Here is a 21884-nt window from a genome sequence, read left to right as displayed (position 1 = left end):
CTCAGTTCCCGATCGGAGATTGTTGCGCCGGTTGAGCTTTGGAGCTCGCGGTCCGATCGCTGTCGGTCGAAAGACACGCAAACGCGAGTACGACCGGTAGCCAGTAGTATGCCTGCTCGAAAAATGCCGATGTCAGAGCGAACGTCATCATCGAGACCAGAACGCCGGCCGCGGCGGCGTTCTTGCCGGACTTCATCGATCTGAACGCAACCAATGCCGACGCGCAGATGATCAGTGCCACAGCCAGGGCAAGCACCACCCCGCCTTGGTACCAGGATCGTAGAAACACATTGTGGACGACTGTGACGTTGTCGAACGAGGCCGCATTGGCCGCGTTCAAACCCACCCCGGACAGCGGATGCGCACGAATAGCGTCCCAAGCGAATCCGTAAGTATCGTTACGGATCTCTAGAGTGCTGACGGCCTTGGTCTGCCCTGTGACCTGAAGGTATCGATCGGCCGGCGTCTCCAGGTGCTTTCCGAACTCGGTGTAGGTGATTGCGATCCAGAAGAGGACGGAGGCACCGACAAAACTCTTGACGATGGTGGCGATCTTCACTCGCGAAGAAATCGCCACCACGATCAATCCGATCGCGCACGCCGACAACGAACTCAAGCTACCGGTTGCCAGCAGTCCCACCGCGTTCACAATCGAGATCAGCACCAGAACGACCCGATTTCCGACCTTTTGCACTGCAGCCCCCAGGCACAGAATCAGCGCAAGTGAGGACATGATGCCCAGAACGTTCGGGTGACCTGCCAGACCTGGAGCACGACCGTTCACAACACCGAAACCGAAGACGGATGAACCTGCCAATTGGATAGCGGCGACCAGAGCAGAAACCGATTGGCTTGCTATGAACGCAATACATACACGCCTGACAAATTCCGGATCGCGCCGGACATTGGCGACCATCACAAATATTCCGAGCCCGAGAACAATGAAGAGTTGGATTCCAACGTAGAGATTTCCGGTGACGTCACTGCCACGCGTTGCTGTTACCGTGGCGACAAGAGCGGCGTAGCCGGCGATCAACCAGACGCCGACAAACTGCGGCCGAGCAACTCGTCCCAGTGCTACTGACGCCACGATGACCGCAAGCACTGCCATCGCCCACAACTGCGTGACGGCGCCGGGCAACGAGCGGTATATCGGAACTACGACCGCGATCGCCATCCAGACGGCGGTAGTCGGCGACAAAGGAATTCTGCCTGTTCGCCCTGCCGTCGGAGCGGCATCATCCCGAAGGCCTTCAGGTCTGATTTGACTCGGCGTTGTCATTGAGTTCCTGCTTCCGACAATCGAATTTTATGCATTTCACCCTCAATTTCACCCTTCGCCAACGCCGGGCTGAATAATCCCCGCTCAGCGCAGAAGTCAGCCTCAGTCGGCGACGTCGCGTAACTGCAAATAAGCGAATCGTCGACGTAAAACTTTGCCACGACATGGCAGATATCCAATTGTCCTCGACTCGTGGCCGAAAGGAAGTGGCATATACCTCTCGGCTCAGGCAATATGACCGCTATGAGTGGTTTCTCCGCATGGGTCGAGAATCAACTGGAACTTCGCTCGTTCGGCGACATCCAGGAAGCTGCGCGTGCGCTGAAGATTCGACCTTCCGAGCTGAGTCGATGGCTGTCGGCCAAGCGCCCTCCCACGCAGGACACGATGCGGACGGCATGTCAGGTCTTCGACGCTCCGATCATGGAGGTCCTCGTAGCCGCCGGTTATCTGACCTCTGAGGAGGCGGAGCCTGGAACGACTCCACCGTCGGTCGTCGCGACGATTGCGACACAGTCCCTGGTGGACGAACTCACCCGACGCGGTATCGACAAACGCAGCGAATGAATCCGGGCTACCGACATTCACATACGCACTAACCGAAAATGGTGCGGATTCTCTTGCACCAAAACATATTCCGATCTCAGCTGTCAAGGACGGCATTCTTCAGTACGTCAACTGCGGATCCGGCTGATCCAATCGTTCCTTGAGCCAGACTCGCAACTCCGGACCGTACTCGGTGCGACTGAGCGCATGGTCGAGAGATGCTCGCAGAAAGCCTCCCGGGTTACCCAGATCGTGGCGGGTTCCGTGATGGACGACGACGTGAACCGGATGCCCCTCCGCGATCAACAGCGCTATCGCATCCGTCAGCTGCAGCTCACCACCTTGCCCAGGCAAGATTCGCCGGAGCGCATCGAACACGGCGCGATCGAGCAGATAGCGTCCGGCTGCGGCGAGGGTGGACGGAGCATCCGCCGGGTCCGGCTTCTCCACCATGCCGACGACCGCGAGCACATCGGGGTCATCGCCTTCCTCAGGCGCTTGGACGTCGAATACTCCGTACGCACCCACACGATCGGGCGCGACGTCGAACGCGCACAGCACAGAACCACCACGCTCGGCACGGACCTTCGCCATAGCATCGAGAACGCCGCAGGGGTGAACCAGGTCGTCGGGAAGCAGCACCGCGAACGAGTCCTCGTCGGCATCCAACACCGACTCGACAAGACCGACGGCATGACCCAAGCCGAGCGGGGTTTCTTGGACGACAGGCTTCACCGATATGAGGCCAGGTGCTCGACGCACACGCTCGAGCAGATGGTGCTTTCCACTCGCGGCGAGCTTGCCCTCGAGCACCAGGTCCTCGACGAAGTGACCGATCACCGATGCCTTGCCTGGCGCGGTGACGATCACCAAGCGTTCTGCACCGGCCTGAGCCGCTTCGCTGGCAACCAGTTCTATCCCGGGCGTATCCACGACGGGGAGTAGCTCTTTCGGGATCGTCTTGGTGGCCGGAAGGAAGCGGGTCCCCATCCCGGCAGCCGGTACCACCGCAGTCCTGAAAGGCCGTTCAGAGTATCCAGTCATCGTTCACCTCTCCGCTCACGCGATGCTCCACACACTTACCGTTACGCGCATGCAGCGGTCGTCCCCTCATTTCGACGACCGAAAGCTCACATCGCATGTACAGCCTGCGCACAAGGTCTACCGGGCAGCCGATGCCGTCGCAAGTCGACTCGAACTCGGAATTCGTTGCGCGCGAGAGCTACACACCACCCCACATTGTCACTTCCGCGAGGGCCGCACCGAACTCCGCTCACTACCCGTTACCGCGGCGAACGGTCGTGCCCGCATTTCGACGTCAATCGGAAAGGGACTGCTCTGTCAACCAAAGGGGCAGGTACAGCGCAACTTCCGTTGCCGGCGTCTCGATTGGACCGTCCTCGCACAACCGGACGTAGGTCCTGCGGGTGCCACGTCGATAGTCCTGCTTGGTCCCGCGGGCCTTCAAGTTCGGTTATCCGCAGGTGAATGCCACTGAATACCATTGGATGCAAACGAAATACGGTCATCACGTCACAACGCCAGGTTCAGGTTGTTATCAGATCGTGACCATACTCCCACTGGGCGGAACTCCTAGTGGACTACCAGCAGTGTCCTAACTTGCCAGTGAAGCGATCACGTCGAAGAGTGGATCGTCGGGCCCGATGTCCATTGTGCACTCGTTCGGCCGCGGATCCGGTACGAAGGCCCACAGGAGAGCTCCGGCCGTGCCGGCCGCCTTCTGCCCCGTCAGCTTCGTCTCGATATTCGTGGCTCGGGTTGCCAATGATTCACAACTGCCCGCCAATTCGCCTGTCTCAGCGACCAACAACGGCTTCGAGACGTTCGTGGCCTGTTCGATGCGACGCGCCAGTCCGTTCCACTGGTCGCCCGGAAGCGGAACCCCGTCTGCTCCGTAGTCGTGATACTGCAGAATGTCGACGAAGTCGGACTCGCTCACGTATTGGTAGTCGTCACCAGCAGTGCCGCACTGACCGCCCCCGACGTATCCCGCCGTGATCAGGGTGTTCGGATCGATCGCCCGAAGTTCGGCGCCTGCCGTGTCGAAGAACTCCCGCAACACCTGCGCGGAATCAGACGGGCACGTTCTTGTCCACCAATTGCAGGCGGCGTCGGTACACAGGCTCGGTTCCGGCTCCCCCACCAATTCCCACGCCGCGACGGAAGGCTCGTTCTTCCAACGGTCGACGGCGGTGTGCATCCAGTCCTGAAAGCTCATGGTGGCTCGACCTGGGATCAGGTTCGCAACCTTCCAGTCGTCGGTGTACCAGTCCCTGGATTTGAACAGCCCGTCATCACACCCGCTGTCCTGTGGTGAGAGCACCGGAATCGTGAACTGGTTGTGTCGCGCCGCAGCGTCGAACACCGCGTCCATCGGTCCGAAATCCATCTCCCCGGACACCTTGTTCACCGCGAGCGCTTGGAAGGCGTTGAAACGCGTGACGGAATTCGGTGGCAGAGAACCGAAGTAGGCATCGAGATCGACCATCGCGCCACAGCCGAAGTTCACCGACCAATCAGTGGCCAGTTGATAAGCATTGAGCCCGGTGGGCCACCACGGCTGTCCGTCGAGTGTCAGTCCGCTCGACGACGCTCCGACCCGAACCGTCTTGGGCGAATCGGCAACCACCGGCGTCGTGAACATTCCTGTCACGACCGCGACGGTTGCAAAGCTGACTACAGCGGCAGCGATACGGCGACGCACTGTGCCACGCACACGCGGACGCGCTTCTTCAGAAGACATCTACAACCATCCACGTCATACGGACAATCCTCCCACACGAATTCCCTCATCGACCCGTTTGACGTTCACCGGTCACGCGATACAAACGCCAGGCCGAAGGGTCCATGCCGCCGTCGTTGGGCACCTCGAGCACCAGTGCTCCCACACCGCCGGCACCGGTGTCGTACATCGTCGGATAACGCCGATTGACCGCGTCCGACACACCGCGACCGGTGTTCGGAACCGACAGGATGTACTCGACGTGATGTTCGGCCGGGTTGTTCAGTACGCGCACGAAGTCCGCATCGGAAGGCACGACGAATTGCCGAGGGTTGTTCGACGACGCCACGACGGCATAGCTCTGCACGGTGTCGAGCAGAACCGACCCCTCCGGCAGAGCCAAGTCGTCCAGGTACCTGGCGATGCGACGCTCGGCCGCAAACGTGCGTAGATTCGTCTGCTCCTCCAGGTTCTGGCGGCCCGGAATGATCGCGCTGGCAATGGAATGCTCGAGCACTGCGATCCGCGCACTACCCATCGCGACAAACGTGACCAGCGTCGAACCGACCAGCAAGCACAGGGAGATCACAAGAGGTAGAGACGGTCCCGCCTGCTCGGGGTACGTCGACACCGAGCGCGACGCAGCAGCCCCTGGTCGACGCGTGATGACCGGCGCTCCGCGAGGAGCGATCAGGACGACCAATACGAAACACAGCGGAATGATCGAAATGTAGAAGCGCAGAAGAGGAAACGTCGATCCCATCAGGTAGAGCAACGTCTGCGCTCCGAGGATGGCGCCGAACAGCACAAGAGGCACCACCACTTCGGTGTCGCGCCGCCGAAGTGCGTAGATGACTGCCAGGACCACGAACACCGGGAGCGCCGGCCCGAGTACCGCCATTTCGGTGATCGAGAACGCAAGGCGGGCAACCGGTGAGTCGGTTCCGGCACCAGCCTGTTCCAGGATGGAACTGTTCCCGTACACCGACGAGAACTGTTGGAACGCTTGACCCGTGATGAGCCAACTGGCAAACGACCACAAGGCGAAGGCCAGGAAACCCGGCATCAGCACGACGGCGCCGTCGAGCGCTGCTGCCCAGAGCCGCAAGCCAGGTCCTGCGCCCTCGCCCCGCTCCTCCGCTGTCGGTTGAAAACGAAGCCAACTCACCACGGTCACCAGCACCACCGCGACAAACAGGGGTGCCAATGCGTCGTATCGAGTGAGGTACGCCAGAGCGAACGCGAGGCCCGCACCGATGAGGTCGTGTACGTCGTCGCTGCGCATCCACCGAATCAGTCGACGTGTCGCCCACAGAACGAAGAAGAGGAACGGAGCTTCGCTCATTCCGCTCGCCGCGTACATGACGATCATCGGATTGACAGCGAACAGCACGGTAAGGACGACGGTGACCCATCGCGGACACCCACGGTCGCGGCTGATCCCGCGTATCTGAATCACCGCGCCAGCCATGAAGGCCGCGGACATCACGACCGCAGTGATGTTCCACCGCAGCAGATCCGGCCACCAATGACCCATCAGGCCCATCGGAATCTGGACTGCCGCCGTCAACGGGGTGAACACGAATCCGATCGCCGCGAAGTGCGGATCACGGCTGAGCAGCATCGCCGACACCGCGGCGACACGACTGAGCGAATCGGTGAAGATGAACCCGATACCCGCGTTCATCCATACGCCCAACGCGGTGTAGATCGCGAAGAGCACGACGAACATCCGCCATGGCTTCCGGCCCGGTAGGTCGTGGACCGCGACGGACAGGGCCGGGCGATCGGTGACGGTCACTGTCCGCGACGCCGAGCCACGAGCACACCACCGACGGCAACAGCGATCAGAACCACGGTCCCGAATCCGATCCAGCCGATCGTGACCGCGCTCAGTCCGGTCTCTTCTTCGGCCGAGGTCGCAGTGCCCAACGGGGCGACGTCGACTCCGACGTCGAACGGCTCACCTCCGCGAGGTGCGACCAGTAGATCGCCGGTCAGTTCTGCGAACCGGTCTTTCCCACCTTCCAACCAGTTGAGCAGACCGTCGGCATCGGCCGCATCACCCTCAGACGTCAGCGCCAATACTTCGTTGTGCGAACCCGAAACCACCTGCAAGGCACCGTATTGTCCACCGAATTCCAGACCCTGCAAGCGCAGGAGTCCTTGATCTGCCGTGTCCATGGGTAGAGCCACCGGAGTGGGCAGCGTCCCGTCCGCCGCGATCAACAACGCAGGCAGCGAACTGGTCGCCGCGTCGCCGAACGGGAGCACGCGCGGTTGCAGCGGCAGATAGCTCAACCGCTGCATCGCGACAACGAGGCGCTGGGCTCGAACGAGATCTGCGAAATCACCGTGACTCAAACCGACATCGAGTGTGGGCAGCATCGACTGGGGCAATGACTGGAATCCTCCAGGCGTCGGCGGGAATCCGGTAGTGGACGTGATGGTGCTGGCCGGATCGACTGTGAGCGAAGAAGGGCTACTGGTGCCGCACTGGAAGTCGCCGGTCACATCCATCGAGACCTCGAACGTCAAGTCGCGACGCAGGAGTTCGTTCGGAACATCGACGCCGATGTCGAAGCGCCCTGTCTCGTTAACCGTCTGCGAGGCGAGTCGTCTATCCCCGAGTGAGATCGACAGTTCTCCGTTACGCGAATTCGGTAGCGGGACATAGGAACCGATCATTCGCACCGAGACATCCTTCATAGGACGCCCCAGTTGCGACTGACTGAACGGGACGTCGACCTCGATGTGATTGAGACCGGAAGCCGTCAGCGTTCCGAGCTTGAGCTCACCGACGGTGATGGCGTCCTGGGAAATCTGGGCAACCGTGTTGTCCGGTGACGCCAGCGCTCTGCTCGCCGCCCAGTAGCCGTCGAAGTTCGCCGCCAAGAGACTGACCTGAGGAACGAGAGTCTTGTCATCTCCTGAAATCCGCAGCACGGGTGAAGCAGTCGGCGCCGTCGCGAGATCGATGCCGGCGTCCCCGCTGTTACCGAGCACTACAGCTCTCTCGAACAGTCCCGGCTCAGCGGAGGGCAGACTCTGGCCGTTCGGCAGCTGCTCCACCACCACGGCATCAGGCTGACTTCCGTACTTGTTGACAATCGCTGCACTCAGTTGCAAAGCCGCACTCTGCTGCGCCCCTGACGAACCATCCGTGACGTAGATGGTTGCCTTCCTCAAAATCGGCGGGAAGAAGGTTGCAACAGTTGTGGGTTGCCGCTCAGCACCGTCGTAGGCGACAAAGGCATCCCGGAGCGCGAGGGGCTGGTATCTCGTTCGGTCGTAGCAGCGGTCGTCGACGGGAACGAGGTGAGCGATCATCGACACGGTCACACTACGGTCGACCACTTCGAGACCTTGCAAGGGAACCGAAATCGGTAACCCGGTCCCGGCCTGCCCGGCGTCGAAGTCGACGCGGCTCACCAATCTGCCGTCCGCAGTCACTTCGAGCCAGCCCCTACTGAAGTCGGTCGGGGCGGTCAGGATTCCGGTCACGGCTGTTGCGGTGAGTCCGTCCGGCACCGGCACGGTCACCAACACTGGTGCGTCATCGGAAGAGAACACGATGTCCGTTCCTCGGCCGAGTTCGGTGAAGGAGATCGGAGTTGTGGCTGCGGCGACCACCGAAGTATCTGCGTCGTCCTCGAAATCCTGGGCCGAGGCGACACTGCCGAGAGGAAGCAACAAAGTCACCGCGACAGCCACCGGCATTGCCAGCGCGCGCGTCAGCCAGGTTCGAGAGTGGCCCATCAGCGTGTCTCCTCGACATTTCTTGTTTCCGCGCAATCACCAAACACAAATCACGAGTAGCAATCTCGCCAGTTCGCGACGGTCGCAGGTCCGATCGCACCGTTACGGACAAACGAACCATAACGACCAATTTGTGCGTTTGGCTAATTATCCCGACCGGCGAGACTTTTGTTACGGCGCGTCACATGATTAGCAATCGCTGCCGCTGGGAAGCCGAAAGAAACCGTCCGCAAGCCCGTCAACACGCCTGAACGTCCGTCCAGTCTGGGCGCTTCGGGGGCGGAGAATTCTCAGATAAGGAAGCTGTGACGCTCAATTCGATCATCCCCGCCGGCAAGAGCGCGATCGGAAAGCTGGTCGGCGCACCGTTCCACTTCGCATCATCGCTGCGCATGGCCAGGGTTTTTCACCCGCACGGGATCGAACTGAAGGGAACATTGAAGCCGGCCACCCCGTGGTGGCCGGTAACGGAGTCGTCGACGATTACCGTCACCGCTCGAATGTCGAAAGCACTCGGAATTCCGGGAGACCTACCCGACATACTTGGCCTGGCGCTTCGGTTGCACGATGTCGGCGCAGATGAAAACCCGTGGGACATTCTTCTCGCAACATCAGGACTTTCTACCTTCTCGAAAATGTTTCCAGCTCCGGCTTTCTCGTGGAACGGCGCGAGATACAGCACACTGGTCCCTTACTCACGCGCGGGCGGGGCCGCGGCGTGGCTGATCGTGACACCGCGCGGCGTCCACCCGGCCGGCACTTCTTTGTCTGCGTTAAAAGCTGCGGTCGATCATTCCCCGCTGCACTTCTCCGTGTACCTCGCGAGAATTCAACTTCAGTTGATACCGATCGGACATCTCTGTCTCGACGAAGTCGAGGACCACCCGGATTGCCTCCAGCCGTCCTTCGATCCGATCCTGAACAGGCCGGCACACATGCGCATGCTTCCGGAGTGGCTCGCGGAAACGCGGAAGCTAGCGTATCGCGGTAGCCGCGACGGCCGAGGAGACACACAAAAGCGCGGTTGACCGGACATGCCGGTCAACCGCGCCGAAACTCATTCAGCTTGTGAACTTGTCCTTGATATCCGAGACCTTGTCACTGACAGTGTCTCCGGCCTTCTTGACCTTTGCCTCGCCCTGATCGGCAACACCTTCGGCAGCCAGATCGTCATTGCCCGTGGCATTTCCGATCTTTTCCTTGGCTTCGCCGATGAGATCCTCAGCGCGGTGCTTTGCCTTGTCGATGAAGTCAGACATGTGTTTCTCCTTCTTGAATTCGGTGTGGATTCGGTCGTGCGTTCGGCCGTGGGATTCAGTCGAACTCGAACTGCGTGGACAAATGTGTCAGCGCTTTCCGGTGACTGCCTTGACCAGGAACAGCAAGATGACTGCACCGAGAAGGCAAGTGAGGAAGCTGAAGATCCAGCCTGCACCCTCGACATCGACGCCGAAGACTCGAAGCAGGAAACCACCGATCAGGCCGCCGATCACACCGACAACGATGTTGAGGAAGATCCCCTGCTGCGCATCGGTTTTCATGATCTTACTGCCGATCCAACCCGCCAGCCCACCGATGATGATCCAGGCGATGATACCGAGAGGAAGCATTTGAACTCCTTAGAGTAAAGAGGGACGGCGCAATGAGTGACTGCCGGTGAAGGGAGAGTTCCGAGCGATCGGCCCGCGCAACTAGACCGTGATCGCGGGTTGTGTTTGCACACAACCGGACTCTCCGCCGCACGACGCGGGGGATCGTGCACTCAGTAGCAGCCACATTGTCTGCTTACCTTTCTATCAGGTGTTCACGACAGAACCAAAATGACTGGCGATTCACCACATACGAGAAACGACACTCACCGACGCGCACATGATCAGCGTCACTACGATCGCGATCGCCATCGAAGTGACGGTCGCAAGGAGCACCGTGACACACAGTGCCACAGCAACATCCATGACTCTGTGCACGATCGGGAGGTCTACCAATACCCGGTCACCGGGAGGCTCAAACCTCGATTGATCAGAGAGTTCTCGGCTCATCGCGTTTCGCGCTTTCCACGGCGATGTGAGTTCTGGTCGCGACGGATGGATCACCGACCATCGACTCGACTTGATCCCCCATGTCAGTGACGCGAGAAATCAACTCGGACAACGTTTCCGATCCGGATACGACGCTACGTCTCAATGTCACTCGCAAATCGATCGTGCGAACTCCACGATCGAGCAACGCTTTTCCTCGGACACGCGACACTTCGTCGAAGTCCTCCAGTGATGCGCTCGCCCCTTCCGCCACCGCACCCAGATCCGCGGTGATGGAATTGTGCGAGTTCGACCCAGGGACCGTGATCTCCTTCACCCGACGCAGCGGCACATGCGCGATCAACCACCGCAACGCGAGGAGGACTAGCAGTACTCCCCCAACTCCGACAGCCCATGGCCACCACGAGTGATCGACAAGATCTTCAGCCCACGGGATCTCGATACGCGCCGGGAAATCCTTGATCACGTCGCGATTCCACAGGATCGCTGCAACTCCCAGCGCTATCGCGAACATCCCCACGACGCATGTCGCCACGCGATCCATCGCCGTCGCCGTCCGAGTCATGACAGCGATCCCGTCTGGATACGAACCTTGATTCGCGGCGATGGTGACAGCGACCCGGCCAAGTCCCCCAGCACCGCACGGATCTCCGATTCAGCGGTCGCGGCTCCATCGGGCGTGACCGAGGCCTTCACTTCCAGCTTGCGCCGGGTCGCGTGTGACGAAGCGGATCGAACCTGGGCCAGTGACTCGACGCGAACAGACGCTATCGCCGCTACATCGGCGGGATCGATCCACGTATTCGCGACTCCGACCAAGGCATTGGCAGTCTTTCGTCGCGGTTTGAGTCCGAGGATGACGAACCACAGGCCGAGAACGACGGCTGCGATCCCCGCCGGCAACATCCAACCCTGGTACGCGAGCCCGTCCACATATGCGGCAGCACTTGGTATCCACTGCGACCCGGTGATCACGCCGGTATCCACCAGCGCGTCGCGGACACCGACCACGCCGAGCGCAAGTAGCGCCGCGGCGATGAGGAATCCCGTGACGGCCGATCCGGGCGCCGCAAGGGGAACAGGAGCAGCAGCCCTCGAGGCAGTGGGTGGTGCGACCTTGTCGGCGGTCATCGCACTTTCCTTCCCGCGTCACGCTTGGCCGATGCCGGGAGAACGCTCACGATCGCCACGTCCACGCCGTCTACGTCCAGGCCCGATACAGACTGCAACTGGGTTGTCACGTTCTCTCGCACCGCGGTACCGATGACCGACAAGGATCCGGGCCACTCGATCGCGATGTCCACCTTGGCCCGTACCCGCTTGCCGGATACCAGCACTCGCGCCCTCGGCAATTCGCGCCCGGTCAGTTTGTCCATGCCGGCGGCGTGATGGCGCACCCCCGGGGTTCCGCGCGTCGCCTCGAGAACCAACTTCTGCGCGACTCTGTCTCGAATCGTCAGCGTTCCGCGATCGCCCGGCTCACCAAGCACAGACGACTCCGGTCGAGCTGTCTCAGCCACGTCCGCGACCCTTCAGCATCACACCGAGATCGAACTCGCCGTCACGCTGACCACCGACGAGGTATCCGATCACACCGAGAACCAGAGCGATGAGGAATCCGGTGAAACCGCCTGCAGCAGCTGCGACTCCGAGAAGTAGTCCTGCCAGTAGGCCGACAGTCGAGGTGGTCATGTGAATCCTCCGTTGTGGATGATGTTCGATGGTGCCTGTCAGATCTCGGTGTAGGTCTTTGCACCCGGAAACCGAGCGCGCACCCGCGTGTACTGGGCCCGAACGGGTTTGGCTATCTGTCGCATCGTGCCGCGCAGCGACGTGCGCACAACCACACCGATCGGGGATGCGAAGTCCCGGTCGACGCGTTCGAGTGCTCGATTGAGCGCGTCGGCAGATCCGCCCACGTCGGGGTGGTAGTTCCTGATCGCCTCTCGGCGTGCGGATCGTCGATCGGGAGCTGAACCCCGAGAGTGCTCAGGCATCGCGTCCACGACCGACTACGTCTTCCACTGTCACGTTCACGGGGCCTGTAACGAGTCCTGAAACCGCTTGGCGGATACGTAAAGCCGTGTCTCGAACGGCGGCGTCGGCGAAGATGCACACATGGATGTCTGTCGACGACTCCGTCACCCGCACGCCGACGACGCGGCGACCGGGGAGGTACGTGCCAACCTCGCCGAACATTCCGGCATGAAGCGAGGCGACCCCAGGTACCCCCGTCACAGCCGCCGCGATGGTGTCAGCGATTTCGGAACTCACTGCACCCGTGCAGTCTTGGGCTCGCCGGTTTCGTCGTCGCTGCCCTCGTCGAGGTGGACGTCGTGAACTGTGATGTTCACCTCGGTCACTTCGAGACCCGTCATCCGTTCGAGCGCCGCAATGACGTTGCGGCGAATGCCGGTGGCCAGATCGGCGAGCGATACGCCGTACTCGGCCACGATGTCGATGTCGACCGCTGCCTGCTTTTCGCCGACCTCGACCGATACTCCCTGGGAGTGGTTGACACTCGCGCCGGGGATCCGCTCGCGCAGTGCCCCGACAACCCGGGACGCTCCGCCGCCGACGTCGTACACACCGCTCACCTCTCGCGTGGCGATGCCGGCAATCTTCGAGACAACGGTGTCGGCGATCGACGTCTTTCCTTGAGAGCTCACGAGAGCCGAGTCGTTCGATGATGCAACATCCTTCGTAGATGCTGTCGCAACCTGTGTGCTGACCATTGTCATCTCCTCCTGTTGATCGATCTACCTGTGTAGTCGTCACTCGAAGGCAAAACCGAATGCCTCAGTCAGGTGACGTGCATCACTGACACTTGTTAGTTACTGTCCGTAACATTCAACGCCCCGGCCGGGCGAACAATCTTCGAACGCAGCCGAGTTTTCCGCATTTCCGCGAGAGGAGCGACTGTGGCGTTACCGCACACACAGGGGCTCACCGAAGCACCTGACGGCTTGGACACCGCAACGGTGGACGCTGCGATACTCGGCGACCGAGAAGCATTCGAGTCACTGGTGCACTACTACGGACCTGCACTTCACCGCTATGCGCGTCGAATGCTCGCAGATGAAGGCGACATTCTCGAGGTAGTCCAGGACACCTTCGTGGCCGCGTGGCGCCGACTCGATTCATTTCGTGGCGAATCGTCGATGCGAACATGGCTTTTCGCGATCTGTTCCCGAAAGATCGTGGACAGCTATCGAATCAAGAGAGCGCAACCGATCGACGACAAGCTGCTGGATCCTCTCGTGCCGTCTCCCGAGGCCGGCCCGTTCGACACGACCTCGAACGCCGCGTTCCTGGAGGCACTGGAAGAAGCGTTGGGTGAATTGCCTTATCGCCAGCGTGCGGCCTGGACGCTGCGAGAGGTGGAGATGCTCACGTTCGTTCAAATCGGCAAGATTCTGAGACTCACTCCGGATGCAGTGCGAGGGCATCACCATCGTGCACGGGCTAACCTGAGTGAACGAATGACGAGGTGGCGATGACTGAATCACGAACCGACGCATTGATGGCGCACGCATCCGACGTCCTGCGGAACGCTCCCGAGCCAGGCTGGGATCGAATCAGCGACAAGGTGATCCGGGCGCTACGGTCGACCTCGGCGTCCGGTTGGCCGCTCGACGCACACGCGTCCGAAGGTCCACGTCTAGGCACGGTGTCGGTGAGCGATCACGTACTCCGCACCCATTTGGCCGCCGAGATACGTTCTCGACACCACTGCTCGCCGAGCAGTATCGAGTTCTTCGTCGACGGCCACGAAATACGTTCACTACGTATCGAACTGGCAGCGCCATACGGAGTGGATCTGGCCGAACTGTCGGACCGGGTTCGATTCACCGTCGTCGATGTCGTTCACCTGATCCTCGGTGACATGGACCCACCCGCCTCTGCAGAGAGCGTCCACATCGCCGTAGTCGACATCGTGGATGATCTACCTGCCGAGGAGAACACCAAAAGCCACTCCGAGCACTAGGTGTTTGTTCGGCAAGTGTTTGGGAACCCGGCACTCATGACCACGCCCCCACCACCGGATCCGGGCCCCGTCCCCGACCCGGGGTCGCCGACACCACCCGCGCCGGCACCACCCGATCCGCTGAATCCCCCGCCCGTGCCACCGACTCCGACGCCACCGAACCCGTATCCCCCGGATCCGATCCCGCAGATCTGAAGTCAGCTGCCCCGAACTTCAGACTTCAGCCGCCGAGTTCGGCGATCATCTCGCTCAACGATTCTGCGGCGATACGTAGTTCACCTTCGTCGGGGTTGTCGGGCGAGGACGGTAGGCGCTCGGCCAACTGCTCGCGAGTGACAAGCGAGATACCATCGAGGCCGAACCCTTCTTCATCGGGGACGTAGATCTCGATCTCACCCCCAACCGCTACCAATTCCGAATGGGGCCCGCTGCCCAGCAGTGCACGCAGGTGTTCGGTCGTCACGGTCATATGGTTCACGTGAAATCTCCTGCTTCGGTGACAGCTGACTTTGCCGGTATGGCTCGACGTGACGTACTGACTCGACGTGACGTACTACCCCTATTGAGTACCCCTCGCGGGTGAGCAAGAAACGACAAGTACATGAACACCAACCTTCAGAGAGACGCAGCCACCATGAGTGAACGAAATTCCACCGACCGCACTGATCAGACGGACGAGCCGCAGACCACCGGCACCGACCACGGTCCCGGAACCGGGGCCGATGCCGCACACAAGGACGTTCAGACCGATCCGTCGGGCGAGCGTACGTGGGCCGACGAGGGTGGAGCCTCGAGTACCGGCCCGGCAACCGACACCGACTGATCGCGCAAGAGCTCAGTCATCGGGACCAAGGTCCCGTGGGCCGACGCTCACGGGTCCTTGAAATCCTTACGGATCTAACGCTTTTCACCTGGGTTTTCGCGATGCGGTAAGGTAGGCACTCAGCACGGTTGAGTACCCAGCCGTTGAAGACGAGCACGGTTCGTGCGTTGCTTCCCGTGCCGTTTCCCGGTTTCGAACGAAACCGTTTCGAACCAGACCGTTCGAACGAACCGTTTCGAGCAATCCGTCAGGAGTTTCGATGAACGAGTTTTCGAGAACTACAGATGAGCGTACGGACAGTCCCCCCACATTCACCACGACGTGTGCGGAAAACATTCAATCGCTCGTGGTCAGCGGCGAGATCGACGTCCGGTCCCGAGCTGATTTCGCTGCCTGCGTCGACGACCTGATCGGTGAGCGTCACCCGTTCGTACTCGACTGCTCGGACGTCCAGTTCATCTCCGTCGGAGGTCTTTCCATCATCGAGACTCTGTCGGCCAAGGCACGAAGGCTCGGCGTTCCTTGGACGCTCGTCGCAGCGCACCCCGTCAGGCGCCCGCTGTCTCTTCTGAAGATGGACGCAGACATCGTGTTCACCGACTCGACAGCCGAGGCGGTCACATACCTGTCCTCGACCACCGTGCTGGACGAGACCCTGGCGGAGCCGATGTCGGCGTGAGTACCGATCTCGAAAAGCTCTCCGAATTCGTCGTCGTCGCAAACCGACTACCCGTCGATCTCGAAACCGACGAGGACGGTGGCAAGAACTGGAAGCGAAGTCCGGGTGGACTCGTCACTGCTCTCGAACCCATCCTGCGACAGCGAGACGGCGCTTGGGTCGGCTGGCCGGGCGTCGCGGACGAGAAGGTAGATCCCATAGTGGTTGACGGCCTTCGTCTGTTTCCCGTCGAGCTGACCTCTCAGGACCTCGCCGAGTACTACGAGGGGTTCTCCAACGACACGCTGTGGCCGCTCTACCACGACGTCCTGGTGGCACCGACGTTCGAACGGTCGTGGTGGCACACGTACGTCGCGGTCAACCAGCGGTTCGCCGAGGAAACCGCCCGTTGCGCCGCGGACGGAGCCACCGTCTGGGTGCAGGACTATCAATTGCAACTCGTGCCGGCAATGCTGCGCGAACTGCGCCCGGACCTGACGATCGGGTTCTTCCTTCACATTCCGTTTCCTCCGGTCGAGCTCTTCATGCAGCTTCCGTGGCGCAAGGAGATCGTCAAGGGAATGCTGGGCGCCGATCTGATCGGCTTCCACTTGCCTGGTGGCGCAAACAATTTCCTGTTTCTGGCCCGAAAACTACTCGGACTCAAGACAACGACCGCGGGCGTCGGTGTTCGAAGTGCGCTCGGGCATGTGGATTTCGACTCTCGCGTCGTCAAGGTGGGGGCATTTCCCATCTCCGTCGATTCGGCCGAGCTGGAGCGCCAGTCGAAGAGCGAATCGGTCCTGCGCCGCGCACGCGAATTGAAGGAAGAGCTCGGAAATCCCGAAAAAATCCTGCTGGGAGTCGACCGCCTGGACTACACCAAGGGCATCGACCTGCGACTGCAAGCCCTCAAGGAACTCCTCGACGAGGGCCGCTTGGATCCGGAGAAGTACACGATGGTGCAGCTCGCCACGCCCAGTCGCGAACGCGTGCAACACTATATCGACCTTCGCAGTGTCATCGAGGAACAGGTGGGCCGCATCAACGGCGACCACAGTCAGATCGGCCGCCCCGTAGTTCACTACCTGTATCAGCCGGTCGACCGCGAAGAACTGATCGCACTGTTCGTCGCCGCCGACGTCATGCTCGTGACGCCGATGCGTGACGGGATGAATCTGGTGGCCAAGGAGTACGTGGCCTGCCGAGGCGACCTCGGAGGCGCTCTCGTTCTCAGCGAGTTCACCGGTGCTGCAATGGAATTACGACAGTCATACCTGGTCAACCCGCACGATTTGGACGGCGTGAAGAATACAATCCTGACCGCAGTTCATCAGGATCCGAAAGAGGGCCGTCGCCGTATGGCTGCGCTGCATCGCCAGGTCATGACGCATGATGTGCATCAGTGGGCCGAGTCGTTCCTGACTGCACTTTCGCCGCCCGAACCGCGCCCGGACAATCAGTTCGTCACGGAGCGCGAGTCTGACTTTGCACGCAACAACTGACCCCGTGGGCTTGCGTCAAGGGTGAGCGGAGACTCGAGCTAGGATTGGTTTCAGTTCATCGTCAAGCAGCGGCTGCGAACTGATCTCCTCAACATAGCCGTGCAATGCTGCATCGGCCCAGAAAGACAGGCCGACCATGCCCCTCACGGTGAAGTACTCCGAAACCTACAACGACGCTCTCATCGCGCTCGCTGCTGCTACTCATCGGCCGGCCAATGTGGTGAACCTGTTCGGCGAGTACGCCATTCGTGTCGATCTCGAATACAACCGTTATCTTCTGGCGACCAATACCGCGGCCGGACTCTCCGATCGACCCGACAACGGAGAATCGTGGCTGGTGCGGTTCTTCCAATCCGAAAACACCGACACACCGGATCGCCTCCTCGCGGAAGCGTCGCATCAATGGTTGGTCGATGCTTTGGACGCCGCGCTCGAACAGATCGAAGCGGCAGGCAACAAGATCTCCGCCGACGCGGACTTCGGCGACCCTACCCGCACCGAAACTCCATCCTGAACGGCATCGTATGGAGCAACGCTACTAGTCACCCTCGGCGGTCAACTGGCTGATTCGAGCCGCCAAGACTGCATTTTCGGCCTCCAGGGACAGAATCAGACGGATACCGACCAGATTGACTCCGTCGTCGATCAGCGCGGTGATTCGTCCGAGCGTATCCAGGTCGGCCTCGCTGTAACGGCGCGTACCGCCATCCGTGCGGGTTGGTGTGAGCAGGCCCCTTCGCTCGTAAAGGCGCAGCGTCTGAGGTCCAACCCCGGACAGTTCTGACATCACTGAGATCCCGTATACGCCGCGCAGCGCCCGGGTCTGGGATTCCGACGTCACTGGAACCTCCTAGTTCGGTGTCGGCTGTCTCAATCGGCGTCATCCGATCTTAGCATCATCACGCAGTGAATCTGACGCCCAGGACATAGATTCAAGCGTGTCCAGGGCCACTCATGACAAAAATCGTCGAGCCGAGAAGGCATGTAATGGCAGATCAAAGCCGATTTCGACAAGATCGCACAGGGAGCTTCCTTTAGCCATCGAATCGAAGTAGCCTTGCCAATTATCTACATCGGCTGATATAGATTTTGTAGCACTTGAAAGCGCCATAACCGGCACTCGAAGGTGTAGAACACCCAGACGTCGGAGTCGGTGGTTCAGCCGACTCCCTCACGGCACACTCTTCACCGGGAGCAAGATGACGACGATCGACATCCCGCCCACACAGGGCGAGAGCACCACCGGCATCGGAATCACTGTTGCAAGCGCGACTTTGACAACCGAAGAGGTCAAGCGCCGAATCGCGATGATGTACGGCGACCCGGTGACAGAGGAGCCAGTAGCACTCGCGCACTGAACCTGACCGACACGCGATCCGATTGACGATGGCGCGAGACCGCCCCGTTCGCGGGCGATCCCCATCAAGACGAGAGGAAAACATATGTCCGAGTTCACCGTACCGGGACTGAGCAGCGCAGACGGTTCGTCCGTCGCCGATATTCTGCAGGAACGCCTCAGCGCCTACAACGACCTTCATCTGACGCTCAAGCACGTCCACTGGAACGTCGTCGGACCCAACTTCATTGGCGTGCACGAGATGATCGACCCACAGGTAGAGCTGGTTCGCGGCTACGCCGATGATGTGGCGGAACGTATCGCGGCACTGGGCAACTCCCCCAAGGGCACAGCGGGAGCGATCGAGCGCGATCGGACTTGGGACGACTACTCCGTCGGCCGCGACGACGCTCGCGCCCATCTGGCTGCGCTCGACCTCGTCTACACCGGGGTCATCACCGACAGCCGCACTGCAATCGACAACGTCGGCAAGATCGATCCGATCACAGAAGACATGCTGATCGGCCAAACGGCACAGTTGGAGAAGTTCCAGTGGTTCGTTCGTGCGCACCTCGAGAACTCCGGCGGCAGCCTCGTACACGAAGGCGCGTCCACCGAGCAGGATGCCGCAAATGAGGCGCGTCAGAACTGACGCACCGTCCACGATTTCGGCCGATCGGGGGTCGGCCGAAATCGCGATCCCCACAACAGGAAAGGGCAAGAGCATGTCTGCGGACTCGCGCGGCACGTCGGCACAAACACGTCGCGAGTATCAGATGTTCGTGTTGCAGCAGCGTTTGTTGTTCGGATCGATCGTGGCAGGCACCGCCCTTGGAGTTCTCGCGATCAATTACTTCTGAAATATCAGGGGCCGCAGCCGTCGAAGACAGGACAGAAACGACACAATCATGAGTTCGAGCACTCTCCGCTCGATCGTTCGAAGCGATCGATTTGCGGCAAGCACTTCTTCTCTTCTGCTCGTGGACAGCGATTTCCGTATCCAGGGCGCAAACGACGAGTACCTTGCCGTGTCCGGCCGCAGCCTCGATCAGTTGCACGGAGTGGAAGTGTTCGAAGCCTTCCCCGACAATCCCGACGACTCGTTTGCCGACGGAATCTTCTCGTTGACAGCGTCATTCGAGCGCACGATGCACTCCAGAACTCGGGACGCACTGCCGACTCAGCGTTACGACGTGCGCGATGAGCGAGGTAGTGGGCTGTTTGTCACGCGCTATTGGAATACGGTCAATTCCGCCGTCACCGATGATGACGGCAGGGTGATCGGAGTGCTTCATCGTGTGTACGAGGTTCAACGACCCCAGGCTCCGCAGTCCAGTTCAGCGTCAGACGTCCTAACCCGCCTTCGCGCGGAAAACGACGAACTGAGAAGAGCTTTGGATTCTCGGCCCGTGATCGAGCAGGCCAAGGGATTACTGATGGCCGAGCGCGAGTGCTCGGCCGACCAAGCCTTCGACCTTCTGGTCGAGATGTCGCAGGAATGGAACGTCAAGGTGCGCGACATCGCCGGTGGTCTTGTCGCCGCAGCAGAGAGACGTGCCGTCGATCAAAAGAATTCCTGACGACCGGGATTCAAAGGTTGTACGGCTGGGTAATGACCGACCAGAGGTACCCCCGAAATCTTCCCCTCGAGGGAGGAGCCTCGAAGGTCCCGCCGGTTCAGGCCGGCGGGACCGAGCTTTGCCTTAACACCCGACCTGGATCCCCGATCCGAGTCGAGTTCGTCACGCAGCGAAGGGAACGTCCATGTTCATGCGCTCCTACACATCTCCCAGGCCCCTTGCCGACGAGTGGGATTGGCAGCTGTCCGGCACCTGCCGCGACACCGACCCCGCCCTGTTCTACGACGACACGAACGAGCGCGGCTCCAGGCGAGCGAAACGCGAGAGTTCGGCGAAGCTGGTGTGCGCCAGGTGTCCTGTCGTGCAGAGATGCCTCGTGCACGCCATCCAGACCGGGGAACCCCACGGTATCTGGGGCGGCATGACCGCGACCGAACGAGAATCGTTGCGTAAAGGTCGAACTGAACCACTGATCAGTGCCGCTGCGAACTCACCGGAGTAGGTGGCAACCTCACGGCCTGGCCTCGTGATGTCGTAAACCGTGCGTGCGGCGTCGCTCCTTCATCTCGGCTTCGAAGAGGTGCGGCACTCCGCCGGCCAGCTTGTCACGCACCACCTGTTCGCATTCCCGAAAGAAGGACCAGTAGTTCTCGTCGAACTCCTCGACCAGCTGGAAGGTCCAGCGCCCTTCGACCACGTTCCGGCCCATCAACTCTTTCTCGACCTGATCGGCCAGCTCGTCGTTACCGCTGGATCGCAGTAACTCGACGACCTCGTCGAGCATGAGATCCGCATGTCCGATCAGCTGATGGAAGTCGTACAGAGCGCCGCGCGCCCGCTCCACCGTTTCGAGGGCGTTCGACAACACCCCCGCTGCCTTCACCTCGTCGTCCGTGACGCCTTCCGGTCGTGTGTGTACAGGGATCTGCCTGTCCGCCTGAGTGCCCATGAAATGGACGTACCCGAACGGGTCACAAATGAAAGATGGGAATCGGTACGAGCGCACCACAGGTGATGTGTCTCACAATTCATCCTCTAGTTCGGGTAAAGAGGATTACTTCGCCGGGCGAAGGGTAATCGAAGGCCATGAATACTTCCGGGGTAGAGATGGCTGGCACGCATGGCCGGTACCGTTCCTTGCCTCGGTCCGCCGGAATTACGCCACATCTACCTACAGGAAGCCCCTTGATTCCTCTGTCGAGTCCGACCGAAGCCGAACTTACTCACGACTCCATTGCCTCGCTCCGCGTCCGAGCGTCGTACTCCCAACTGCCGACTCTGCGCGGAATCACCCGCACGGTTGCCAACAACACCGGATTGGACGTCGACGGGACAGCCGACCTTGCTCTGGCGATGGACGAAGTCGCGAGCATCCTCATCGGCCATGCGATACCGTCCAGCGACTTGACCTGCCGATTCGAGACCTACGGTCGCACTCTTCGGATCGTCGTGTCGGTGATCGCGCACTCCGAAATACCCGACAAGTCCCACAGCTTCGGATGGTTCGTTCTCGAAGCACTGGTCGACTCGGTCCGTTTGGAGCAATCGGAAATCGACGCGGACGGTCACATCACCCTGACGATGACGCTTGAAAAGGGCTTGCTCCAGGAGCGTGCGTGACCGCT

31 protein-coding genes are annotated in these 21884 nt (G+C 60.6%); 14 read left to right on the top strand and 17 right to left on the bottom strand.

Features of this window, described 5'->3' with window-relative positions; all coding sequences use genetic code 11:
• Position 1: 1 nt before the first annotated feature.
• Complete coding sequence (locus tag B0E55_RS18220) at positions 2-1177, bottom strand: O-antigen ligase family protein (protein ID WP_051636457.1); 1176 nt, start codon at positions 1175-1177, stop codon at positions 2-4.
• Between the two features lie 348 nt (positions 1178-1525).
• Here B0E55_RS18220 and B0E55_RS18215 point away from each other — a divergent pair, with 348 nt between their 5' ends.
• The gene (locus tag B0E55_RS18215; RefSeq protein WP_020968738.1) at positions 1526-1849 is read left to right on the top strand and encodes a helix-turn-helix domain-containing protein; all 324 of its coding nucleotides are present in this window, start codon (positions 1526-1528) and stop codon (positions 1847-1849) included.
• A 99-nt stretch (positions 1850-1948) separates the two neighbouring features.
• On the opposite strand, the gene B0E55_RS18210 is transcribed toward B0E55_RS18215, so the two are convergent.
• The 4 genes from B0E55_RS18210 to B0E55_RS18195 all read right to left on the bottom strand — a co-directional run bounded on the left by B0E55_RS18210 (position 1949) and on the right by B0E55_RS18195 (position 8330).
• The gene (locus B0E55_RS18210) at positions 1949-2872 is read right to left on the bottom strand and encodes a UTP--glucose-1-phosphate uridylyltransferase (protein ID WP_020968737.1); all 924 of its coding nucleotides are present in this window, start codon (positions 2870-2872) and stop codon (positions 1949-1951) included.
• 571 nt (positions 2873-3443) lie between these two features.
• Complete coding sequence (locus tag B0E55_RS18205; protein WP_020968736.1) at positions 3444-4592, bottom strand: hypothetical protein; 1149 nt, start codon at positions 4590-4592, stop codon at positions 3444-3446.
• Between the two features lie 46 nt (positions 4593-4638).
• Positions 4639-6372 (bottom strand): glycosyltransferase family 39 protein, encoded by a 1734-nt coding sequence (locus B0E55_RS18200; RefSeq protein ID WP_019747446.1) that lies wholly within the window; start codon positions 6370-6372, stop codon positions 4639-4641.
• Entirely contained in the window at positions 6369-8330 is a 1962-nt protein-coding gene (locus tag B0E55_RS18195) for a hypothetical protein (RefSeq protein ID WP_080910158.1), read from the bottom strand. Before B0E55_RS18195 ends, B0E55_RS18200 begins: the two co-directional genes overlap by 4 nt.
• 305 nt (positions 8331-8635) lie before the next feature.
• Here B0E55_RS18195 and B0E55_RS18190 point away from each other — a divergent pair, with 305 nt between their 5' ends.
• The gene (locus B0E55_RS18190) at positions 8636-9358 is read left to right on the top strand and encodes a hypothetical protein (protein WP_019747448.1); all 723 of its coding nucleotides are present in this window, start codon (positions 8636-8638) and stop codon (positions 9356-9358) included.
• A gap of 33 nt (positions 9359-9391) precedes the next feature.
• Here B0E55_RS18190 and B0E55_RS18185 read toward each other — a convergent pair whose 3' ends face one another.
• The 9 genes from B0E55_RS18185 to B0E55_RS18145 all read right to left on the bottom strand — a co-directional run bounded on the left by B0E55_RS18185 (position 9392) and on the right by B0E55_RS18145 (position 13104).
• Entirely contained in the window at positions 9392-9589 is a 198-nt protein-coding gene (locus B0E55_RS18185) for a CsbD family protein (protein ID WP_019747449.1), read from the bottom strand.
• A gap of 87 nt (positions 9590-9676) precedes the next feature.
• On the bottom strand, positions 9677-9940 hold the full coding sequence (locus tag B0E55_RS18180; protein WP_003943661.1) for a GlsB/YeaQ/YmgE family stress response membrane protein: 264 nt from the start codon (positions 9938-9940) through the stop codon (positions 9677-9679).
• Between the two features lie 409 nt (positions 9941-10349).
• Positions 10350-10934: a hypothetical protein gene (locus B0E55_RS18175; protein ID WP_080910157.1), complete on the bottom strand. Its 585-nt coding sequence runs from the start codon at positions 10932-10934 to the stop codon at positions 10350-10352.
• Entirely contained in the window at positions 10931-11500 is a 570-nt protein-coding gene (locus B0E55_RS18170) for a DUF6286 domain-containing protein (protein WP_019747451.1), read from the bottom strand. Before B0E55_RS18170 ends, B0E55_RS18175 begins: the two co-directional genes overlap by 4 nt.
• Entirely contained in the window at positions 11497-11889 is a 393-nt protein-coding gene (locus B0E55_RS18165; protein WP_080910156.1) for an Asp23/Gls24 family envelope stress response protein, read from the bottom strand. Before B0E55_RS18165 ends, B0E55_RS18170 begins: the two co-directional genes overlap by 4 nt.
• Positions 11882-12061 carry a hypothetical protein gene (locus B0E55_RS18160; RefSeq protein ID WP_003943629.1) on the bottom strand — a complete coding sequence of 60 codons (180 nt, stop codon included), beginning with the start codon at positions 12059-12061 and terminating at the stop codon, positions 11882-11884. Before B0E55_RS18160 ends, B0E55_RS18165 begins: the two co-directional genes overlap by 8 nt.
• Before the next feature lie 38 nt (positions 12062-12099).
• Complete coding sequence (locus B0E55_RS18155; RefSeq protein WP_223258031.1) at positions 12100-12288, bottom strand: hypothetical protein; 189 nt, start codon at positions 12286-12288, stop codon at positions 12100-12102.
• Positions 12289-12358: 70 nt separating this feature from the next.
• The gene (locus B0E55_RS18150) at positions 12359-12643 is read right to left on the bottom strand and encodes a hypothetical protein (protein WP_021343181.1); all 285 of its coding nucleotides are present in this window, start codon (positions 12641-12643) and stop codon (positions 12359-12361) included.
• Positions 12640-13104, bottom strand: coding sequence for an Asp23/Gls24 family envelope stress response protein (locus tag B0E55_RS18145; protein ID WP_003943699.1), 465 nt, complete (start codon positions 13102-13104; stop codon positions 12640-12642). Before B0E55_RS18145 ends, B0E55_RS18150 begins: the two co-directional genes overlap by 4 nt.
• A 186-nt stretch (positions 13105-13290) precedes the next feature.
• On the opposite strand from B0E55_RS18145, the gene B0E55_RS18140 reads away from it, so the two are divergent.
• Together B0E55_RS18140 and B0E55_RS18135 are read left to right on the top strand one after the other, a co-directional pair.
• Complete coding sequence (locus tag B0E55_RS18140) at positions 13291-13869, top strand: RNA polymerase sigma factor (RefSeq protein ID WP_020968728.1); 579 nt, start codon at positions 13291-13293, stop codon at positions 13867-13869.
• Positions 13866-14357, top strand: a complete 492-nt coding sequence (locus B0E55_RS18135; protein ID WP_241896087.1) for a hypothetical protein — start codon at positions 13866-13868, stop codon at positions 14355-14357. The genes B0E55_RS18140 and B0E55_RS18135 overlap by 4 nt, the downstream gene beginning before the upstream one ends.
• Positions 14358-14577: 220 nt before the next feature.
• Here B0E55_RS18135 and B0E55_RS18125 read toward each other — a convergent pair whose 3' ends face one another.
• Positions 14578-14826: a hypothetical protein gene (locus tag B0E55_RS18125; RefSeq protein WP_019747457.1), complete on the bottom strand. Its 249-nt coding sequence runs from the start codon at positions 14824-14826 to the stop codon at positions 14578-14580.
• Between the two features lie 165 nt (positions 14827-14991).
• Here B0E55_RS18125 and B0E55_RS18120 point away from each other — a divergent pair, with 165 nt between their 5' ends.
• The 4 genes from B0E55_RS18120 to B0E55_RS18105 all read left to right on the top strand — a co-directional run bounded on the left by B0E55_RS18120 (position 14992) and on the right by B0E55_RS18105 (position 17857).
• On the top strand, positions 14992-15180 hold the full coding sequence (locus B0E55_RS18120) for a PI-type proteinase (RefSeq protein ID WP_228117918.1): 189 nt from the start codon (positions 14992-14994) through the stop codon (positions 15178-15180).
• 259 nt (positions 15181-15439) lie between these two features.
• Positions 15440-15859 (top strand): STAS domain-containing protein, encoded by a 420-nt coding sequence (locus B0E55_RS18115; RefSeq protein ID WP_019747460.1) that lies wholly within the window; start codon positions 15440-15442, stop codon positions 15857-15859.
• Positions 15856-17343, top strand: coding sequence for an alpha,alpha-trehalose-phosphate synthase (UDP-forming) (locus B0E55_RS18110; RefSeq protein ID WP_019747461.1), 1488 nt, complete (start codon positions 15856-15858; stop codon positions 17341-17343). The genes B0E55_RS18115 and B0E55_RS18110 overlap by 4 nt, the downstream gene beginning before the upstream one ends.
• 136 nt (positions 17344-17479) lie before the next feature.
• Positions 17480-17857, top strand: coding sequence for a hypothetical protein (locus B0E55_RS18105; protein ID WP_019747463.1), 378 nt, complete (start codon positions 17480-17482; stop codon positions 17855-17857).
• Positions 17858-17881: 24 nt separating this feature from the next.
• On the opposite strand, the gene B0E55_RS18100 is transcribed toward B0E55_RS18105, so the two are convergent.
• Entirely contained in the window at positions 17882-18184 is a 303-nt protein-coding gene (locus B0E55_RS18100; protein ID WP_003943719.1) for a MerR family transcriptional regulator, read from the bottom strand.
• 358 nt (positions 18185-18542) lie between these two features.
• Here B0E55_RS18100 and B0E55_RS31920 point away from each other — a divergent pair, with 358 nt between their 5' ends.
• The 5 genes from B0E55_RS31920 (at position 18543) to B0E55_RS18080 (ending at position 20761) form a co-directional block, all read left to right on the top strand.
• Positions 18543-18701, top strand: coding sequence for a hypothetical protein (locus tag B0E55_RS31920; protein ID WP_003943664.1), 159 nt, complete (start codon positions 18543-18545; stop codon positions 18699-18701).
• An 84-nt stretch (positions 18702-18785) separates the two neighbouring features.
• The gene (locus B0E55_RS18095; RefSeq protein ID WP_019747464.1) at positions 18786-19331 is read left to right on the top strand and encodes a Dps family protein; all 546 of its coding nucleotides are present in this window, start codon (positions 18786-18788) and stop codon (positions 19329-19331) included.
• Positions 19312-19539: a hypothetical protein gene (locus tag B0E55_RS18090; RefSeq protein ID WP_241896086.1), complete on the top strand. Its 228-nt coding sequence runs from the start codon at positions 19312-19314 to the stop codon at positions 19537-19539. The genes B0E55_RS18095 and B0E55_RS18090 overlap by 20 nt, the downstream gene beginning before the upstream one ends.
• Before the next feature lie 48 nt (positions 19540-19587).
• The gene (locus tag B0E55_RS18085; RefSeq protein ID WP_080910152.1) at positions 19588-20259 is read left to right on the top strand and encodes an ANTAR domain-containing protein; all 672 of its coding nucleotides are present in this window, start codon (positions 19588-19590) and stop codon (positions 20257-20259) included.
• Between the two features lie 190 nt (positions 20260-20449).
• The gene (locus B0E55_RS18080; protein WP_037120154.1) at positions 20450-20761 is read left to right on the top strand and encodes a WhiB family transcriptional regulator; all 312 of its coding nucleotides are present in this window, start codon (positions 20450-20452) and stop codon (positions 20759-20761) included.
• A gap of 9 nt (positions 20762-20770) precedes the next feature.
• On the opposite strand, the gene B0E55_RS18075 is transcribed toward B0E55_RS18080, so the two are convergent.
• Positions 20771-21208, bottom strand: coding sequence for a hypothetical protein (locus tag B0E55_RS18075; protein WP_024487397.1), 438 nt, complete (start codon positions 21206-21208; stop codon positions 20771-20773).
• A gap of 236 nt (positions 21209-21444) precedes the next feature.
• On the opposite strand from B0E55_RS18075, the gene B0E55_RS18070 reads away from it, so the two are divergent.
• Positions 21445-21879: an ATP-binding protein gene (locus B0E55_RS18070; RefSeq protein WP_019747468.1), complete on the top strand. Its 435-nt coding sequence runs from the start codon at positions 21445-21447 to the stop codon at positions 21877-21879.
• The last annotated feature ends 5 nt before the right edge of the window (positions 21880-21884 follow it).

The sequence above is a fragment of the Rhodococcus sp. 66b genome (genome assembly GCF_002076325.1).
Classification (GTDB): domain Bacteria; phylum Actinomycetota; class Actinomycetes; order Mycobacteriales; family Mycobacteriaceae; genus Rhodococcus_F; species Rhodococcus_F erythropolis.
The sequence above is the reverse complement of the archived record's forward strand: the minus strand, read 5'-3'. Positions and strand labels throughout refer to the sequence as shown.

Excerpts from the sequence above, each read along its gene's own strand:
- B0E55_RS18220 (WP_051636457.1), bottom strand. The coding sequence starts at position 1,177 with ATGGCGATCGCGGTCGTAGTTCCGATATACCGCTCGTTGCCCGGCGCC.
- B0E55_RS18215 (WP_020968738.1), top strand. The coding sequence starts at position 1,526 with ATGAGTGGTTTCTCCGCATGGGTCGAGAATCAACTGGAACTTCGCTCG.
- B0E55_RS18210 (WP_020968737.1), bottom strand. The coding sequence starts at position 2,872 with ATGACTGGATACTCTGAACGGCCTTTCAGGACTGCGGTGGTACCGGCT.
- B0E55_RS18205 (WP_020968736.1), bottom strand. The coding sequence starts at position 4,592 with ATGTCTTCTGAAGAAGCGCGTCCGCGTGTGCGTGGCACAGTGCGTCGC.
- B0E55_RS18195 (WP_080910158.1), bottom strand. The coding sequence starts at position 8,330 with ATGGGCCACTCTCGAACCTGGCTGACGCGCGCGCTGGCAATGCCGGTG.
- B0E55_RS18185 (WP_019747449.1), bottom strand. The coding sequence starts at position 9,589 with ATGTCTGACTTCATCGACAAGGCAAAGCACCGCGCTGAGGATCTCATC.
- B0E55_RS18180 (WP_003943661.1), bottom strand. The coding sequence starts at position 9,940 with ATGCTTCCTCTCGGTATCATCGCCTGGATCATCATCGGTGGGCTGGCG.
- B0E55_RS18175 (WP_080910157.1), bottom strand. The coding sequence starts at position 10,934 with ATGACTCGGACGGCGACGGCGATGGATCGCGTGGCGACATGCGTCGTG.
- B0E55_RS18170 (WP_019747451.1), bottom strand. The coding sequence starts at position 11,500 with ATGACCGCCGACAAGGTCGCACCACCCACTGCCTCGAGGGCTGCTGCT.
- B0E55_RS18160 (WP_003943629.1), bottom strand. The coding sequence starts at position 12,061 with ATGACCACCTCGACTGTCGGCCTACTGGCAGGACTACTTCTCGGAGTC.
- B0E55_RS18145 (WP_003943699.1), bottom strand. The coding sequence starts at position 13,104 with ATGGTCAGCACACAGGTTGCGACAGCATCTACGAAGGATGTTGCATCA.
- B0E55_RS18135 (WP_241896087.1), top strand. The coding sequence starts at position 13,866 with ATGACTGAATCACGAACCGACGCATTGATGGCGCACGCATCCGACGTC.
- B0E55_RS18125 (WP_019747457.1), bottom strand. The coding sequence starts at position 14,826 with ATGACCGTGACGACCGAACACCTGCGTGCACTGCTGGGCAGCGGGCCC.
- B0E55_RS18120 (WP_228117918.1), top strand. The coding sequence starts at position 14,992 with ATGAGTGAACGAAATTCCACCGACCGCACTGATCAGACGGACGAGCCG.
- B0E55_RS18115 (WP_019747460.1), top strand. The coding sequence starts at position 15,440 with ATGAACGAGTTTTCGAGAACTACAGATGAGCGTACGGACAGTCCCCCC.
- B0E55_RS18105 (WP_019747463.1), top strand. The coding sequence starts at position 17,480 with ATGCCCCTCACGGTGAAGTACTCCGAAACCTACAACGACGCTCTCATC.
- B0E55_RS31920 (WP_003943664.1), top strand. The coding sequence starts at position 18,543 with ATGACGACGATCGACATCCCGCCCACACAGGGCGAGAGCACCACCGGC.
- B0E55_RS18095 (WP_019747464.1), top strand. The coding sequence starts at position 18,786 with ATGTCCGAGTTCACCGTACCGGGACTGAGCAGCGCAGACGGTTCGTCC.
- B0E55_RS18090 (WP_241896086.1), top strand. The coding sequence starts at position 19,312 with ATGAGGCGCGTCAGAACTGACGCACCGTCCACGATTTCGGCCGATCGG.
- B0E55_RS18085 (WP_080910152.1), top strand. The coding sequence starts at position 19,588 with ATGAGTTCGAGCACTCTCCGCTCGATCGTTCGAAGCGATCGATTTGCG.
- B0E55_RS18080 (WP_037120154.1), top strand. The coding sequence starts at position 20,450 with ATGCGCTCCTACACATCTCCCAGGCCCCTTGCCGACGAGTGGGATTGG.
- B0E55_RS18075 (WP_024487397.1), bottom strand. The coding sequence starts at position 21,208 with ATGGGCACTCAGGCGGACAGGCAGATCCCTGTACACACACGACCGGAA.